The organism is Marivita sp., assembly GCF_051251565.1.
In the GTDB taxonomy this organism is placed as follows: Bacteria; Pseudomonadota; Alphaproteobacteria; order Rhodobacterales; family Rhodobacteraceae; genus Marivita.
This window is the reverse complement of sequence record NZ_JBPOFB010000002.1, coordinates 136,829-153,153: the sequence shown is the minus strand read 5'-3', so window position 1 is coordinate 153,153 and position 16,325 is coordinate 136,829. Positions and strand designations below refer to the sequence as shown.

General features: G+C 60.4%; 14 protein-coding genes. 4 read left to right on the top strand and 10 right to left on the bottom strand.

The genetic code is table 11. The features are described from left to right. Position 1 precedes the first annotated feature (1 nt). The gene (pyrC, locus tag ACSHXH_RS03225; protein WP_435670322.1) at positions 2–1,297 is read left to right on the top strand and encodes a dihydroorotase; all 1,296 of its coding nucleotides are present in this window, start codon (positions 2–4) and stop codon (positions 1,295–1,297) included. After that, complete coding sequence (gene plsY, locus ACSHXH_RS03220) at positions 1,297–1,908, top strand: glycerol-3-phosphate 1-O-acyltransferase PlsY (RefSeq protein WP_435670321.1); 612 nt, start codon at positions 1,297–1,299, stop codon at positions 1,906–1,908. Before pyrC ends, plsY begins: the two co-directional genes overlap by 1 nt. Before the next feature lie 34 nt (positions 1,909–1,942). Here the strand turns inward: plsY and msrA are convergent, their stop codons facing one another. From msrA to mtgA, 6 genes are all read right to left on the bottom strand, one after another. Continuing rightward, positions 1,943–2,449 (bottom strand): peptide-methionine (S)-S-oxide reductase MsrA, encoded by a 507-nt coding sequence (gene msrA, locus ACSHXH_RS03215; RefSeq protein WP_435670320.1) that lies wholly within the window; start codon positions 2,447–2,449, stop codon positions 1,943–1,945. After that, entirely contained in the window at positions 2,446–2,895 is a 450-nt protein-coding gene (gene msrB, locus ACSHXH_RS03210; RefSeq protein ID WP_435670319.1) for a peptide-methionine (R)-S-oxide reductase MsrB, read from the bottom strand. The genes msrA and msrB overlap by 4 nt, the downstream gene beginning before the upstream one ends. A 65-nt stretch (positions 2,896–2,960) precedes the next feature. Beyond that, on the bottom strand, positions 2,961–4,970 hold the full coding sequence (locus ACSHXH_RS03205; RefSeq protein WP_435670318.1) for a hydantoinase/oxoprolinase N-terminal domain-containing protein: 2,010 nt from the start codon (positions 4,968–4,970) through the stop codon (positions 2,961–2,963). Positions 4,971–4,997: 27 nt separating this feature from the next. After that, entirely contained in the window at positions 4,998–6,056 is a 1,059-nt protein-coding gene (queG, locus tag ACSHXH_RS03200) for a tRNA epoxyqueuosine(34) reductase QueG (protein WP_435670317.1), read from the bottom strand. Between the two features lie 96 nt (positions 6,057–6,152). Continuing rightward, entirely contained in the window at positions 6,153–6,818 is a 666-nt protein-coding gene (gene fzlA / locus ACSHXH_RS03195) for an FtsZ-binding protein FzlA (RefSeq protein WP_435670316.1), read from the bottom strand. Between the two features lie 122 nt (positions 6,819–6,940). After that, positions 6,941–7,726: a monofunctional biosynthetic peptidoglycan transglycosylase gene (gene mtgA, locus ACSHXH_RS03190; protein WP_435670613.1), complete on the bottom strand. Its 786-nt coding sequence runs from the start codon at positions 7,724–7,726 to the stop codon at positions 6,941–6,943. 155 nt (positions 7,727–7,881) lie between these two features. On the opposite strand from mtgA, the gene ACSHXH_RS03185 reads away from it, so the two are divergent. Then, the gene (locus tag ACSHXH_RS03185; RefSeq protein ID WP_435670315.1) at positions 7,882–8,214 is read left to right on the top strand and encodes a hypothetical protein; all 333 of its coding nucleotides are present in this window, start codon (positions 7,882–7,884) and stop codon (positions 8,212–8,214) included. A gap of 122 nt (positions 8,215–8,336) precedes the next feature. On the opposite strand, the gene gltB is transcribed toward ACSHXH_RS03185, so the two are convergent. Next, entirely contained in the window at positions 8,337–12,875 is a 4,539-nt protein-coding gene (gene gltB, locus ACSHXH_RS03180) for a glutamate synthase large subunit (protein ID WP_435670314.1), read from the bottom strand. Between the two features lie 68 nt (positions 12,876–12,943). Further along, positions 12,944–14,377: an NAD(P)-dependent oxidoreductase gene (locus ACSHXH_RS03175; protein WP_435670313.1), complete on the bottom strand. Its 1,434-nt coding sequence runs from the start codon at positions 14,375–14,377 to the stop codon at positions 12,944–12,946. 219 nt (positions 14,378–14,596) lie between these two features. Here ACSHXH_RS03175 and ACSHXH_RS03170 point away from each other — a divergent pair, with 219 nt between their 5' ends. Next, a complete protein-coding gene (locus ACSHXH_RS03170) occupies positions 14,597–15,400 on the top strand; it encodes an undecaprenyl-diphosphate phosphatase (RefSeq protein WP_435670312.1) in 804 nt (267 codons plus the stop codon). A 54-nt stretch (positions 15,401–15,454) separates the two neighbouring features. Here ACSHXH_RS03170 and rlmH read toward each other — a convergent pair whose 3' ends face one another. Beyond that, entirely contained in the window at positions 15,455–15,928 is a 474-nt protein-coding gene (rlmH, locus tag ACSHXH_RS03165; RefSeq protein WP_435670311.1) for a 23S rRNA (pseudouridine(1915)-N(3))-methyltransferase RlmH, read from the bottom strand. Then, entirely contained in the window at positions 15,929–16,294 is a 366-nt protein-coding gene (gene rsfS, locus ACSHXH_RS03160; protein WP_435670310.1) for a ribosome silencing factor, read from the bottom strand. Positions 16,295–16,325 lie beyond the last annotated feature (31 nt).

The following is a 16,325-nucleotide window of genomic DNA, read 5'->3' as shown; positions in this document are numbered from 1 at the left end:
CATGACCTTACTCATCACCAACGCGCGTCTTGTCGACCCAGAGGCGGGCACCGTCACCCCCGGCGCAGTTCTGATCCGCAACGGCGTGATTGCCGAGATTTTCGAGACCCCTGCACCGGATCTGAGCACCGACACTGTGCCGCTGGACCAGCGCCGCGATGCGGGGGGCAAGTACCTCGCGCCGGGCATAGTCGATATCGGCGTCAAGATCTGCGAACCCGGTGAACGGCACAAGGAAAGCTATGGCTCTGCCGGTCAGGCAGCGGCGGCAGGCGGTGTGACCACCATCGTCACGCGGCCCGACACCAGCCCGGCAATCGACACGCCCGAAGTTCTTGAATTCATTCGCCGCCGCGCCAACGAGGCCGCCCCGGTGCATGTTCTGCCCATGGCCGCGCTGACCAAAGGCCGCGACGGGCGCGAGATGACCGAGATCGGGTTTCTCATGGATGCCGGTGCCGTGGCCTTCACCGATTGCGACCGCGTGGTGCGCGACACCAAGGTGCTGTCCCGCGCCATGACCTATGCGCGGGCTTTGGGCGCGCTGATCGTCGGGCACCCGCAGGAACCGAACCTGTCCGCCGGGGCCGCCACGACATCGGGCAAATTCGCATCGTTGCGCGGTTTGCCGGGCGTGTCGCCGATGGCCGAGCGCATGGGGCTGGACCGGGACATTGCGCTCGTGGAAATGACCGGCGTGCGCTACCATGCCGACCAGATCACCACGACCCGCGCCCTGCCCGCGCTGGAGCGGGCCAAGCGCAACGGATTTGACGTGACCGCAGGCGTGTCGATGCATCACCTCACGCTCAATGAATTCGACGTTGCCGATTACCGCACCTTCTTTAAGGTCAAGCCGCCCCTGCGTGCCGAAGATGATCGACACACCGTTGTCGAAGCCGTCAAATCCGGCCTGATCGACGTGATCGGATCGTTCCACACGCCACAAGACGAAGAAAGCAAACGCCTGCCCTTTGAAGAAGCCGCAAGCGGGGCGGTCGGCCTGGAGACAATGCTGCCAGTTCTGATGCGCCTGTACCATTCCGGCGATCTGGATCTGCCGACGCTGTTCCGCGCGCTGTCTCTGAACCCCGCAAAGCGGCTTGGTCTGGACTGTGGCCGTCTGACCAAAGGCGCGCCTGCCGATCTGGTCTTGTTCGACCCGGACAAACCCATCGTGCTTGACCGGTTCAAGCTGCTGTCCAAGTCAAAAAACACACCGTTTGACGGCGCGCGCTTGCAGGGTAAGGTTCTTGAAACCTTCGTAAGTGGAACCTCGGTCTACCGGAGCACCTGATGCCAGCACTTGAATCAAGCATAGCTCTGGTCGTTCTATGGGCCGCAATCGGGTATCTGCTGGGATCAATCCCGTTTGGGCTGATCCTAACCAAGGCTATGGGCCTGGGCAATCTGCGCGAGATCGGGTCGGGAAATATCGGCGCAACAAACGTGCTGCGCACCGGCAACAAAGGGGCTGCGGCGGCGACCTTGCTGCTGGACGGGGCCAAGGGCGCGGTTGCCGTTCTATTGGCCCGCGCAATGGCAGGCGAAGACGCCGCACAAATCGCAGCGCTGGCGGCGTTTCTGGGACACTGTTTCCCGGTCTGGCTTTCCTTCAAAGGGGGCAAGGGCGTGGCGACGTTTCTTGGCCTGATGCTGGCGCTGGCGTGGCCCGTTGGACTGTTGGCCTGTGCGATCTGGCTGGCCACCGCCGCGATCAGCCGTATCTCAAGCCTGTCGGCACTGGTGGCGGCGGCTTGGTCTCCATTGATCTGCCTCGTCATCGGGCAAGGCCAGATTTTCCCGCTGACAATCGCCCTCGCGCTGCTGATCGTCTGGCGTCACCGCGCGAACCTTACGCGGCTCAAGGACGGGACCGAACCGCGGATTGGCGCGGCGAAAAAATAGGCCGGGCGGGATCGCCCGACCTAAGGGTTTCACATCACTCGGCCGCGTCGCGCTTGGGAAGAACCCAATCCGCACGCGGGAAATGGCAGGTATAGCCATTCGGGAACCGTTCAAGATAATCCTGATGCTCGGGCTCGGCCTCCCAGAAATCGCCCACAGGCTCTACCTCGGTCACCACCCTGCCGGGCCACACGCCAGAAGCATTCACATCGGCAATCGTGTCCAACGCACAGTCTTTCTGTGCCTCATCGACATAGTAGATCGCTGACCGGTAGCTTAGCCCACGGTCATTGCCTTGCCGGTCGAGCGTGGTCGGATCGTGGATCTGAAAGAAGAACTCCAAAAGCTGTCGATAGGAAATCACCGTTGGGTCAAAGACAATCTCGATCCCTTCGGCATGTGTGCCGTGATTGCGATAGGTCGCGTTGGCCACATCACCACCGGTGTATCCCACGCGCGTCCCGTGAACGCCGGGCAGCTTGCGGATCAGATCCTGCATTCCCCAAAAACAGCCACCAGCCAACACTGCACGTTCGGTCATGCCACGTTCTCCACTTGATCCAGATAAGCACCATAGCCTTCGGCCTCCATATCGTCACGATGGATAAACCGCAGGCTGGCGGAATTGATACAATAGCGCAGACCACCCCGGTCTTGCGGACCGTCGGGAAACACATGCCCCAGATGGCTGTCACCATGGGCTGACCGCACTTCGGTGCGGATCATCCCAAGCGTCAGGTCGCGCAGCTCGTTCACATGTGCGGGCTCGAGCGGCTTGGTAAAGCTTGGCCAGCCACAGCCCGACTCGTACTTGTCGGCGCTTGCAAAAAGCGGCTCACCGCTGACGATATCGACATAGATACCCGGCTCTTTGTTGTTGAGGTATTCCCCCGTACCGGGCCGTTCCGTGCCGCTTTCCTGCGTCACGTAGAACTGTTCTGGCGACAAGGTCGCAATAACGTCCGGGTTCTTTTCGTATTTGGCCATGGAATGCCTCCTGTCCGTGATCTCGGTCCTATAGATGGCGCTGATGGGCGAAAGTCCAACCCTTGTTACAGGGCCGTCGCCACGTCGTGAGCGGCGATCCGAGGTCGGCCTGTTGCCTCGACCACGATGCGCGCCTCGACAAACATCTCGCGCGCCTCGATCTCGGCCTGCTTGATATCGCGCGTGATATGCAGATGCACCGACTCTGCGCCTGCGTCTTCGGCATCCGCACGCGCCGCTGCTGTCAGCACTGCTTCCAGGGCATTCATTGCAGTGTGTGCATCCGGGAAAACCTGCGGCGCCTCGCCGATATAGGCACGAAAACGGCCCTCGGAGGGGCTTGTCACCATACCTTCACGCATCATTCGTATCCGCCCGGTCACAGCCCCGATGGCATTGGCCACATCACCATGATCCGGCAACAGCGTTTCCGCATTGAGCCACGCCCCCACCGCCGGATAGCTGACCCGCGCCGACGCCCCAAGCCCCACAACCGGCACGCCCAACGCTGCCGTCAGCCGCACCAATCCCGGCGTTTCACGTAAGCCGCGAAACAACAGAGGATGCCGCGCAAGGGCCGCAACTTCGTCTAACCCATCCGCCGCAAACGCCGCCTCAAGCAAAGCGGTTCCAGTGGCTTGGGTCAAGGCGTCCACGATCTGTTGCGCCATCGCCTCTGCTGTTTCGGCATGTCGGTTGCCAGACCCGCCGCGTTTGCGCGCCAGAAGCCGCATCGCCTTGTCCGACGCTTCGGCGTCCCAATGGGCAAACCGCCCCAGCACATGCAGCGCATCGGTTGGCGTAGGCCCGGCCATTTGGACCAACCCGCGCGACACCAACAGCCGCAGCGCTTGCGCCTCAAGCCGCGAGGACAACACCTCGCTCACCGGCTTTGGCGTCTCTGACACGCGCGCCAACACCGCCTGCGCCCGCTCTGGCAGCCCAACGTCATCCTGCCCCGGAACACGGCGCACAAATCGCGCGTCATATTCGCCCGGAACAGCCCGGTTAAGCTGCTCGTCCAGCACCCGGTGCACCATCTCAGGCGCGTCCCCGGCGATCAGGGCAATTGGCAAAACCCGTTTCGGCCCCAGAGTGACCGACGCTTCCAACCCCTGATCCGAGACATGCACCTCGCTGTCGCCGCCCAAACCGTGCGTGCGCATGGCGACCGCCTCGACCATCGTGCGGTGCGGACCAACCCGCGCGCCTTCAGGGTCGATCACCGGACGCCCGTCGCGCAACAGGGCTATGTCGGTTGTTGTGCCGCCGATATCCGACACCAGCGCCTGATCCGCGCCTGTCAACCAGCGCGCCCCAACGATAGACGCGGCAGGCCCGCTGAGAATGGTTTCAATCGGACGTTCGCGCGCCTGTTCCGACGACATCAGCGCACCGTCCCCGCGCACCACCATCAGCGGCGCATCAATTCCCAGTTCGCGTAGCGCGCCTTCGGCCCGCCCGATCAACCGATGCGTCAAGCCGATCAACCGCGCATTCAACACCGCTGTCAGCGCGCGCTTTGGTCCACCCAGCTTGGCCGAAAGCTCGTGCGAACAGGTCACGGGACGACCCGTTGCCGCGCGCACCGCATCGCGTGCCGCCATTTCATGCGCCGGGTTGCGGGTGCCGAACTGTGCCGCAATGGCAAAGGCGGACACATGCTGCGCGGCGGCCCAATCGGCGATCGCCACCACGTCCAAAGCGGCCGCCTCGGACCCGGCATGGGTGTGACCGCCTTGGGCAAGGAACACCGGATCATCGCCCAACGCGTCCCGCAATCCCTGCGCGGCAAGGTCTTTTTCCGCAAAGCCGATATAGATCAGCGCCACCCGCGCGCCCTGTCCTTCGACCAGCGCATTGGTGGCCAAAGTTGTGGACAGGGACGCCAGAGCGATCTCGGACGCCGCGATGCCCGAGCTGTCCAGTACCGCGCGCACCGCAGCCCCGACGCCAATTGCCAAATCCTGGCGCGTGGTCAGCGCCTTGGCTTTGGCGATCACCGCATCTTCGTCGCGCATCAACACCGCATCAGTGTATGTGCCGCCCGTGTCCACACCCAATAATATCGCCATAATCGCGCCTCCTGGACCTGACCTAGCCTAGTCGCCAGAGCCCGACCGTGTGTTTGCGACATCGGCAAGTCGCAGGACGGCCCAACGCGCGGCGTCCGCAACGGTCGGATCGGGATCATCCACCAAACTCTGCGCGACACCCCGCAACCGTGGCGCACCAGAATTGCCAATCGCATATAGAACGTTGCGCACAAACCGGTTGCGCCCGATCCGCTTGATCGGAGACCCTGAGAACCGCGCCCGGAACGCCGCATCGTCCAGCAACGCCAGCTCCGCCAAGTCCGGAGCCATCAGGTCGTCACGCGCATGATATTTTATCTCGGTTGCGCGGCTGGCAAACTTGTTCCACGGACACACGGCAAGACAATCATCACAGCCGTAAATCCGGTTGCCCATCAATCCGCGCAGGTTTTCGGCCACAGGCCCGTGATGTTCAATCGTCAGATAGGAAATGCAACGCCGCGCGTCCAACCGGTACGGCTCCGGAAACGCATCAGTCGGGCAGACATCCAGACAGGCCCGGCACGATCCGCAATGGTCGACCTCTGCCGCATCCGTGTCCAAATCCAGCGTCGTGAACACCGAGCCGATGAAAAACCATGACCCAAGCTCTCGTGACACAAGGTTCGTATGTTTGCCCTGCCAGCCCAGCCCAGCCGCTTGCCCCAATGCTTTTTCGGGCACAGGCGCGGTATCGACAAACACCTTAACCTCGCCACCTGCCTGATCAATCAGCCAGCGTGCCAACCGCTTGAGTCGCTTCTTGACCACATCATGATAATCGCGGTTCTGCGCATATACGGAAATCGCCGCACGCTCGTGGTGCGCCAACACATCCAGCGGATCATGCTCAGGGCCATAGTTCTCGGCCAGCATGATCACCGATTTCGCCTCGGGCCAAAGCACCTGCGGCGCAGCGCGCCACTGCGCTCGGTCCTCAAGCCAGCCCATCTGACCCTGATAACCAGCATCTAGAAACGCACGCAGCCGCGTGGGTACTTCGGGAACATCCCAAGGGCGACAGATGCGACAGACCGAAAAGCCTTCGGTCACAGCCTGATCCTTTATGCGTTCCGTCAGATCCATGACACAGCCAGGCTTCTTTGGGCACAAAATACCTCGGGGGGCTTGGGGGGCTGGCCCCCCAATGTCGGGTTTTTCGTCAGAAAAATCCGACTGACCTCAAAAATCGAGATCAGCATAATGTGGCGGCTGTGGAAAACCCGGCACCTGATCGGCAAGGATCGACCGGAATGCAGGCCGCGATTTTATTTTCGCGTACCAATCCTTGACCGCATCGCTGCGGTTCCAATCCACATCGCGGATATAATCCAGCGACGACAGATGCGCAGCAGCGGCAAAATCGGCAAGGCTCATCGTGTCCCCGGCAAGCCAACGGCGGTGATCGAGCAACCACGCCATGTAATCAAGATGGTACTTGATCGCCTTGGCACCGGCTTTGACGTTGCCACTATCTGGGAAGCCTTGCTTGGTCACCTTCTTGTTGACCCGCTCATACAAGAGCTTTGACGTGACCTCATTGTGGAACTTGTCGTCGAACCACCCAACCAGACGCCGCACCTCGTAGCGCGATTCAAGCGACCGGGGCATCAGCGGCGGCGCGGGGTATTTTTCTTCGAGGTATTCGCAGATCGCGGCGCTTTCGGACATCGTGCGCCCGTCGATCTTGAGAACCGGAACCTTGGCTGCCGGATTGCGACGCAGGAAATCCGGGTCTTTTTCCCAGTATCTTTCCTCGATCAATTCACACTCGATCTTCTTTTCTGCGAGGCTCAGGCGCACCTTCCGGCAGAACGGAGACAAAGGGACATGATACAACTTGGCCATGCGAAACGGATCCAGAAAATGGTGGGTCAGACAGTCTCTCATTGCCGCGAAGTGCCTCGCAATACAATGGCCCAGCGCCGGTTTAATCCCAGACGCGCGGTTTTCGTCTCACCAGCGGGGGGTCATTTCTGGAAACACGCAGCGCGCCCATCCTGATTAATCGTCTCGGCCCCGCTTCGGATAGACCGCGCGCGGCGCTCCACCGCATTGCTCGGGTTTGAGGCAGACCGGGTCTTGGGCGACGGCAGAACCGCGGCCAGACGCGCGGCCTGCGACGCGCTCAGATCGCTGGCATCGACACCAAAATAATGCACAGCGGCGGCCTGCACGCCAAACACGCCTTCGTCAAATTCCGCAACATTGAGATAAAGCTCAAGGATACGCCGTTTGGACCACATCGCCTCGGACACCGGGGTCAGAACCGCCTCCAAGCCTTTGCGCACCCACGAGCGGTGCTGCCAGAGAAACACGTTCTTGACCACCTGCTGCGAAATGGTAGAGGCCCCGCGTGCGCCCCCTGCCTCGATCGCGGCCTGGATCGCCTGCACGTCAAAGCCCCAATGCAGGCAGAAATTCGCATCTTCCGCCGCCACGGCCGAGCGCAGCATGACCGGCGCGATCTGATCAACATCGACCCAAATCTGATCCACCGGCGCACCCAACCTGCGCCCCTCGGACCACATCGTATGGGTCGTGGGTGGAGGCAGGACCCCAAACAGGCCAACCACCACAAGCATCAGTACCCCAAGCGCGAGCATCAAACGCAGGCTCCACTTCACCACCCAGCGATAGGGCGCAAGAACGCGGTCCACGAAAGTAGGGGCTTTGGTCTTGCGCGCACGCTTGGCCTTGGGCTTGTCGAGCCGTGGACCCTGCTGTGACGGTGATTTGGATTTTTCGCCTGCCATCGCGGTCATATTAGGGGCAACCGTCATCCAGGAAAACACCTTCACTGGTTCTGTGTGCCGCAGGCCATAATGCCCGAATCCGGTTCAAGCGCGGCGCGACAAAGGCAATACCGTGAAACGGTTTACTTTCGCGCCACAACTGGCAAGACCGGGCCATGCTGTTGATCATGCTCTATTGCGGATTCTACCTGACTGGCCTGGTTTTCGCGCGTTGGTTCACGCTGCCGCGCCAAGCAGTTGTCAGTGGCCTTGGCACAACGGGTGCTGCATTGGTGGCGGCGTTGACCCTGTGGTTGTTGACCCGGACGCAGCTGACCGAACCCTGGCTTGCCATCGCCATGACAGGCGCGATTGCCTTGCCCGCCCTGATGCTGGGGCTTGGCCTTTTGGCCGGCGGGTGGGTGCGGCTTGCGCATCGCCGTGCTCTTGCGTTCTTGGTGGCAGCGATACTGCCCACCGCGTTTGCAATGCTGTCCGTCCTACCCTAATCGCAGCATGCGGTTCATCTGCTCTGGCGTGCAATCGTTGGATGCAGAACATCCGGGCGCGGCCCCCAAGACACAAAAAAAGCCCGGCGCACTGGCCGGGCTTTTCAGTCATTTCATGCGCGTCACTCGGCCGGAACGGCTGTCTTTTCGATCCACAGAGGGTGCTTGATCTTGTCCAGCATCTCTTTCGGGCAGACCTGAAGGAAGTTGCCCAGTTCGAGATCCCAATGCTGCAAGATGTCTTGCGCCTTGCGGCTCATGGTTTCCTCGACATGGCGTTCGATCAGACCTTTCAGCTGGTCAACCCAATGGTCCACAGTGGCCGGACAGGTCACAAGGCTTTCCATATTCATGATCGCCTGTGCCTTGCCTTCGGGGTCATACAGATACGCCATCCCGCCGGTCATGCCCGCACCAAAGTTGGCCCCGATGCTGCCAAGGATCACCGCAACACCGCCGGTCATGTATTCACACCCGTTCGATCCACATCCCTCGACCACCACTTTGGCGCCCGAGTTCCGCACCGCAAAGCGTTCGCCCGCGCGACCGGCCGCAAAGAGGTAGCCGTCGGTCGCCCCATAAAGCACGGTGTTGCCGATGATCGTGTTCTCGGCTGCTACCAGCGGGGACATCATTGGCGGACGCACCACGATGGTGCCGCCCGACAGACCCTTGCCGACATAATCGTTTGCATCTCCCGACACTTCGAGTTTCAGCCCCGGAGCGGCAAACGCGCCCAAAGATTGGCCCGCAGAGCCGGTTAGCTTGACCGTGAGGTGGTTCGGCTGCAACGCGTTGCGCATCCCGAACTTGCGCACGATGTGCGATGATGTCCGGGTGCCCACCGTCCGGTGCGTATTCTGCACAGCGTAGGACAGCTGCATCTTTTCACCGTCTTCGAGGAACCGCGCCGCGTCGCGCACGATTTCCGCATCAAGCGTATCCGGCACCGGATTGCGCGGGCGGTTGCGGTCATAGACGATCTCGTCCGACCCATCGACCCGGATCAAAAGCGGGTTGAGGTCCAGATCATCAAGGTGATCCGATCCGCGCGACACTTGCGACAACAGATCCGCGCGCCCAATCACCTCTTCCAAAGACTTGGCCCCGATGGACGCCAGCACATCCCGCACTTCCTGCGCGTAGAAGGTGATGAGGTTCACAACCTTGTCCGCGTTGCCGGTGAACTTGGCGCGCAGGTCTTCGTCCTGCGTACACACACCGACGGGGCAAGTGTTCGACTGGCACTGACGGACCATGATACAGCCCATCGCGATCAGTGCCGCTGTGCCGATGCCGTATTCTTCGGCCCCCAGCATCGCAGCCATGACGATGTCGCGCCCGGTGCGCAAACCCCCATCGGTCCGCAAGGTCACGCGGTCCCGCAGCTTGTTCATCGACAGAACCTGATGCGCCTCGGTCAGACCCATTTCCCATGGCAAACCGGCGTATTTGATCGACGTTGCAGGCGATGCACCTGTGCCACCATTGTGGCCGGAAATCAGGATCACATCCGCCTTGGCCTTTGCCACACCAGCAGCAATCGTGCCAACGCCCGAAGACGCAACCAGCTTCACCGTCACCTTGCAGCGCGGGTTGATCTGCTTGAGGTCGTAGATCAACTGCGCAAGGTCTTCGATCGAATAGATATCGTGGTGCGGCGGCGGCGAGATCAGCGTCACGCCCTTGGTCGAATGGCGCAAACGGGCGATCAGGTCGGTGACCTTCATCCCCGGAAGCTGACCACCCTCACCGGGCTTGGCGCCCTGTGCGACCTTGATCTCAAGCTCTTCACACTGGTTCAGATATTCGGCGGTCACACCGAACCGGCCAGACGCCACCTGCTTGATCTTCGCAGATGGGTTGTCGCCATTCGGCTCTGGCACGAAATGCGCCGGATCTTCGCCACCTTCACCACTGTCGGACTTGGCCCCAATCCGGTTCATTGCCACGTTCAGCGTTTTGTGCGCCTCGGGCGACAACGCACCCAGCGACATGCCCGGTGTCACGAACCGCTTGCGGATGCTGGTGATCGATTCCACCTGCTCAAGCGGGATCGGTTCACCCAAAGGCTTGATCGCCAAAAGGTCACGCAGATGGATTGGCGGGTTCGCCTGCATCGCTTTTGAATAAGTCTTCCAAATCTCATACGACGCTTTGTTGCAGGCCATCTGCATCAGATGCATCGTCTGCGCGCCCCACGCGTGCGTCTCACCCGATTTGCGCGCCTTGTAGAACCCACCGATGGGCAACACGTCCTGACCACCGCGGAAGCCAAGCGCATGGATTTCCTCTGCCTTGCGCTGAAGCCCGTTCAGACCAATGCCCGAAATACGGCTGAGCATACCGGGGAAGTATTCGGCACACATGGCACGGCTCAGGCCCACGGCCTCAAAGTTCAGACCACCGCGATAAGACGAGATAACCGAAATCCCCATCTTCGACATGATCTTGAGCAAGCCTTGGTCCACCGCTTCACGGTACTTGGCAACCGCCTCGGTCAGCGTCAGGTCGAGCAGACCCCGGCTGATCCGGTCATTCAGCGAATCTTCGGCCAGATAGGCGTTCACCACGGTCGCACCTGCGCCGATGAGCACGGCAAAGTAATGCGGGTCGATACATTCGGCGGACCGCACGTTGATCGAACAGAAGGTCCGCAAACCCTTGCGGGTCAGGTGACTGTGCACGGCGCTGGTGGCAAGGATCATCGGCATCGCCACTTTGCCTTCGCCGCAATACTCATCTGTGAGGGTGATGTGCCCCGCACCGGACCGCACCGCGTCTTCCGCCTCAGAGCGCACCCGCTCCAGAGCAACCTGCAACGCGCCCTGCCCTGCGTCTGCCGGGAAGGTACAGTCGATCTCGCAAAGACCGGCGTTGAAATGGTTGGCCAGTTCCTTGAACTGCGTATTGCCGACAAACGGGCTGTCCAGCACCAGAATCTCGGTCTGTGCGCTCGACTCGTCCAGCACGTTCTTGAGGTTTCCAAAACGCGTCTTGAGGCTCATCACACGGAATTCGCGCAAGGAATCAATCGGCGGGTTCGTCACCTGGCTGAAGTTCTGGCGGAAATAATGCGAAAGCGGACGGTACTTCTTGGACAGAACAGCCGACGGTGTGTCATCGCCCATCGACGCCAGCGTTTCCTTGCCGTCCTCGGCCATCGGCGCGAGGATCTGTTCCAGCTCTTCAATCGTATACCCCGCCGCGATCTGGCGACGACGCAGTTCAGCACCCTCGTACAAAGGCGTCTCGGTCACGCGGCCCAGCTCTTCGTCAAGCTCGTTGATCTTGCCGACCCATTCGCCGAACGGCTGGCTGGCAGCCAATTTGTTCTTGATCTCAACGTCGTGGTACAGCTTGCCTTCCTGCATATCGACCGCCAACAACTGCCCCGGTCCAAGCGCGCCTTTTTCGCGCACGGTGCCTTCGTCAATCGGCACCATACCGGCCTCAGAGCCAGCGATCAGCAGGCCGTCACCCGTCACGACATAACGCATCGGACGCAGACCGTTACGGTCAAGCCCAGCGCAAACCCAACGACCATCGGTCATGGCCAGCGCGGCAGGGCCGTCCCACGGCTCCATCACGGAATTGCAATAAGAATACATATCGCGCCACGCCTCGGGCAGCTCGATTGCCTGCTTGGACCACGATTCCGGGATCAACATGGTTTTCGCCATTGGCGCATTGCGCCCCGCGCGGACCAACACTTCGAACACTGCGTCCAGAGCGGCGGAATCCGAAGCGCCATTGGCGATGATCGGCTTGATATCCTCGGCCATGTCGCCGAATGCGCCCGACGCCATGCGGATCTCGTGGCTCTTCATCCAATTGACATTGCCCTTGAGCGTGTTGATCTCGCCGTTATGGGCCAGCATGCGGAAGGGCTGCGCCAACCACCACTGCGGGAAGGTGTTGGTGGAATAGCGCTGGTGATAGATCGCAAACGCGCTCTCGAAGCGTTCGTCCTGAAGATCGGGATAAAACTCTGCGACCTGCTCGGCGAGCATCATGCCCTTGTAGATGATCGAGCGACACGACAGCGACGCGATATATAGCTGACCAACGCCCGCGCCAGCCGCCGCTTTTTCGATCCGACGACGGATCACGTAAAGCTCGCGCTCGAATGTTTCCTCGTCCACACCCTTGGAGTTCGAGATCAGGATCTGTTCGATCTCGGGACGGGTCGCATTGGCCTTTTCGCCCAAACATCCCACAGCCACCGGCACATGCCGCCAGCCATAGATGTAATACCCCATGCGCAGCACTTCGGTTTCCACAATGGTCCGGCAGGTTTCCTGCGCGCCGAAATCGGTGCGGGGCAGGAACACCTGACCAACGGCCATCAGCTCGTTCATACGCGGCGTGTGGCCGGTGCGCTCGATCTGGTCGTAAAAGAACGGTGCGGGGATCTGGACGTGAATGCCCGCGCCATCGCCGGTCTTGCCATCGGCATCAACAGCACCCCGGTGCCAGATCGCCTTGAGCGCATCAATGCCCGCATCAACCACCTTGCGGGACGGCTTGCCATCCAACGAGACCACAAGCCCGACACCGCAAGACGAATGTTCGTCTTCTTCGGAATAGAGACCATTCTCGGCCATCCATTTGCGCTTGGCTTCTTCGGCGGCAACCCAATCCGCATCATACTTGGTCATATCATGTCTCTCCTCAGAGGCCCGGCTGCAAAGGACAGTTTTCCTTGCGCGGGCAGTGTGGTTTTTTGCTATTCCGCCGCGACGGCGCTGGCACCGTTCAACTGCTGCAACACGGCCTCAGCACAGTCGCGTCCATCGCGGATCGCCCAGACAACCAAAGACGCGCCGCGCACGATGTCACCCACGGCATACACGCCGGGAAGCTCCGTTGCGCCCGTGGTGAAGGCCGCTTTGACAGTGCCCCAACGGGTCACAGCCAATTCCGGCACACCCCAAAGCGTCGGCAGTTCTTCTGGTTCAAAGCCAAGCGCCTTGATCACGAGATCCGCAGGCTCAGCATAATCTGACCCCTCGATCAGCTCGGGCATCTGACGGCCCGTGGCATCGGGCAGACCAAGACGCATCCGCTGAACGATCACGCCGTCCACCGGGTCACCGGTAAAGCCCTTGGGCGCAGTGAGCCATTCGAACTGCACGCCTTCTTCCTCGGCGTTCTGCACTTCGCGTTGCGACCCCGGCATGTTGGCGCGGTCACGGCGGTACAGGCATTTCACGCTCTTGGCGCCCTGGCGGATCGCAGTGCGCACGCAATCCATCGCGGTATCACCACCACCGATCACGACAATGCGCTTGCCCTCGGCGTTCAGCTCTCCGCTGTCGAACGCGGCTACATCATCGCCAAAGCTCTTGCGGTTGGACACGGTGAGGTAATCGAGCGCCTTGACGATGCCATCGGCACCAGACCCCGGTCCGCCCAGATCACGAGACCTGTAAACGCCGGTGGCGATGATGACCGCGTCATGCTGCGCGCGGATTTCTTCGAACGACATGTCTTCGCCGATATTGCAGTTTAGAACAAAGCGCACACCGCCCTTTTCCAACTGATCATTGCGGCGCATGACAACCGGCTTTTCCAGCTTGAAACCCGGTATCCCGTAGGTCAACAACCCGCCAGCGCGGTCATAGCGGTCATAAACTGTGACCTGCACACCCTGACGGCGCAGCACATCGGCCGCTGCCAGACCACCGGGACCGGCCCCGATGATGCCCACGCTTTCTTTGCGCTCCCGTGCAGGCGTGATCGGTTTGACCCAGCCATTTTCCCATGCCGTGTCGGTGATGTATTTCTCGACCGACCCGATGGTCACTGTGCCGTGACCGGATTGCTCGATGACGCAATTGCCTTCGCACAGGCGGTCCTGCGGGCAGATGCGGCCGCAAATCTCGGGGAAGGTGTTGGTCGCTTGGCTGACCTCATAGGCCTCCTGCAACCGACCTTCGGCGGTCAGGCGCAGCCAATCGGGGATGTTGTTGTGCAGCGGGCAATGTGTCTGGCAATAGGGTACCCCACATTGCGAACAGCGGCTTGCCTGCTCTTCGGCCTTGGCCTTGGCATATTCGGTATAAATCTCGTGGAAGTCTTCGCGTCGTTCATCGGCGGCACGCTTTGTGGGCATGTCGCGTTCAACTTTGACGAACTTCAACATCGGCTGCTTTGCCATGGCTCACGTCCTTCCCTTCAACTGGTTGCGATTGATTATAGAAGTGCACCACGAAAGAAAAGTCACTTATGCTGACCTATTTTTGCGATTTTCAGCCCACGGGCAACAATTTCATGCTGCGATGCAGCTATTTTAGGTCCGATCCGGACTTAAAATAAACCTTCCCCTTGGTTTTTAAGGCTTTATACCCAACTCCGACGCGTATTTGGACAGACCGCTATGCCCCTGACCCATCTTCTTATCTTGGCATTGATTCAGGGCATTACGGAATTTTTGCCGATTTCGTCCTCAGGACACCTGATTCTTCTGCCGAATCTGACAGGCATGGCCGATCAGGGGCAGGCGCTGGACGTGGCGGTGCATGTGGGCACCCTGCTTGCCGTTATCCTCTATTTCCGCTCCGACGTACAGGCCGTGACCATTGGACTTGGCCGCCTGCTCAAAGGCAAGATCGACACACAAGGCGCGTTCTGGGCGCTGTGCCTGATCGTGGCAACAATCCCGGTGGTGCTGTTTGGCCTTGCCCTCAAACTGTCCGGCTACAATGACCTGCTGCGCTCCACCGCGGTGATCGGATGGACCATGCTGATCTTTGGTCTGGTTCTTTACTGGGCAGATCAAACCGGCCCCGTCACCAAACGGGCCGTGAACTGGACACTGAAAGACGCGGTCATCATGGGGCTATGGCAAGCGCTCGCGCTGATCCCGGGCACCTCCCGGTCCGGCATCACAATCACCGCAGGTCGTCAGCTTGGCTATGACCGCGAAAGCGCCGCGCGGCTGGCGATGCTGATGTCGATCCCGACAATCCTTGCCTCGGGCGCATTACTCAGTGTCGAAGTGGCACAAGAGGCAAACGCGGCCATCATGCACGATGCAGCCATTGCCGCGCTTTTCGCATTCTTTGCTGCACTGGCCGCGCTGACCCTGATGATGCGCCTGCTCAAATCGGTCAGCTTCACACCCTATGTGATCTACCGCGTGATCCTTGGTATCGTCCTGCTGGTGATCGCCTACACCTGACTTTGGGCCTGTTTTCGTCATCGGAAACAGGCGATGCGTCAACGCATCGTTCGCCTAGACCCTATGATAAGGTGTCCCCGCCACAATCGAAGCCGCACGATAAAGCTGTTCCGCGATCATCACCCGGACCAGTTTGTGCGGCCAGACCATCTTGCCAAAGGACAACAGAAAATCCGCCTCGTCGCGCAAGGACGTATCAATCCCGTCCGCACCACCAATGACAAAGCTCACATCGGATCGACCTTGTTCCGCCCAACCTTGCATCTTTTCCGCAAAAGCCGGCGAAGACATCACGGTCCCGCGCTCATCCAGACAGACAATCAAAGATCCTGTCGGAATGGACGACCGCAAAAGCACTGCTTCTGCCGCCATCCCACCGTTCTTCTTGTCTTCAACCTCAGTCTCACCTTCAAAGCGCCAGCCAAGCCCGCGCCCGGTCTGCCCAAAGCGAGACAGATAATCGTCAACAAGTGCACGCTCCTCAGAGCGGCCCGCAAGCCGCCCTACAGCGCGAAGATGCACCCGCATTTAGTTGGTCAGCGCCGTCCCTGTCGGGAGCCACATCTTTTCCAACTGGTAAAATTCGCGCACTTCAGGCCGGAAGATGTGAACAATCACGTCCCCGGTATCAATGAGCACCCAATCGCCAGTTTCCTTGCCTTCGACTTTGGAAAAGATACCGCGTTCGGTCTTGAGCGTCTCCATCAGCATTTCCGCCAGTGCAGACACTTGCCGGGTCGACCGCCCCGAGCAGACAACCATGTAGTCCCCGATAGACGTTTTGCCGCGCAGGTCGATCTGCACGATATCTTCGGCTTTGTTGTCGTTGAGTTCCGAGAGAATCACCGCGAGCGTCGCTTCGCTGGCTGATCCGTTTCCGGGTGTGCCAGTCATTGGCAGACCCCCGTCAGCGGCATGTGCCACA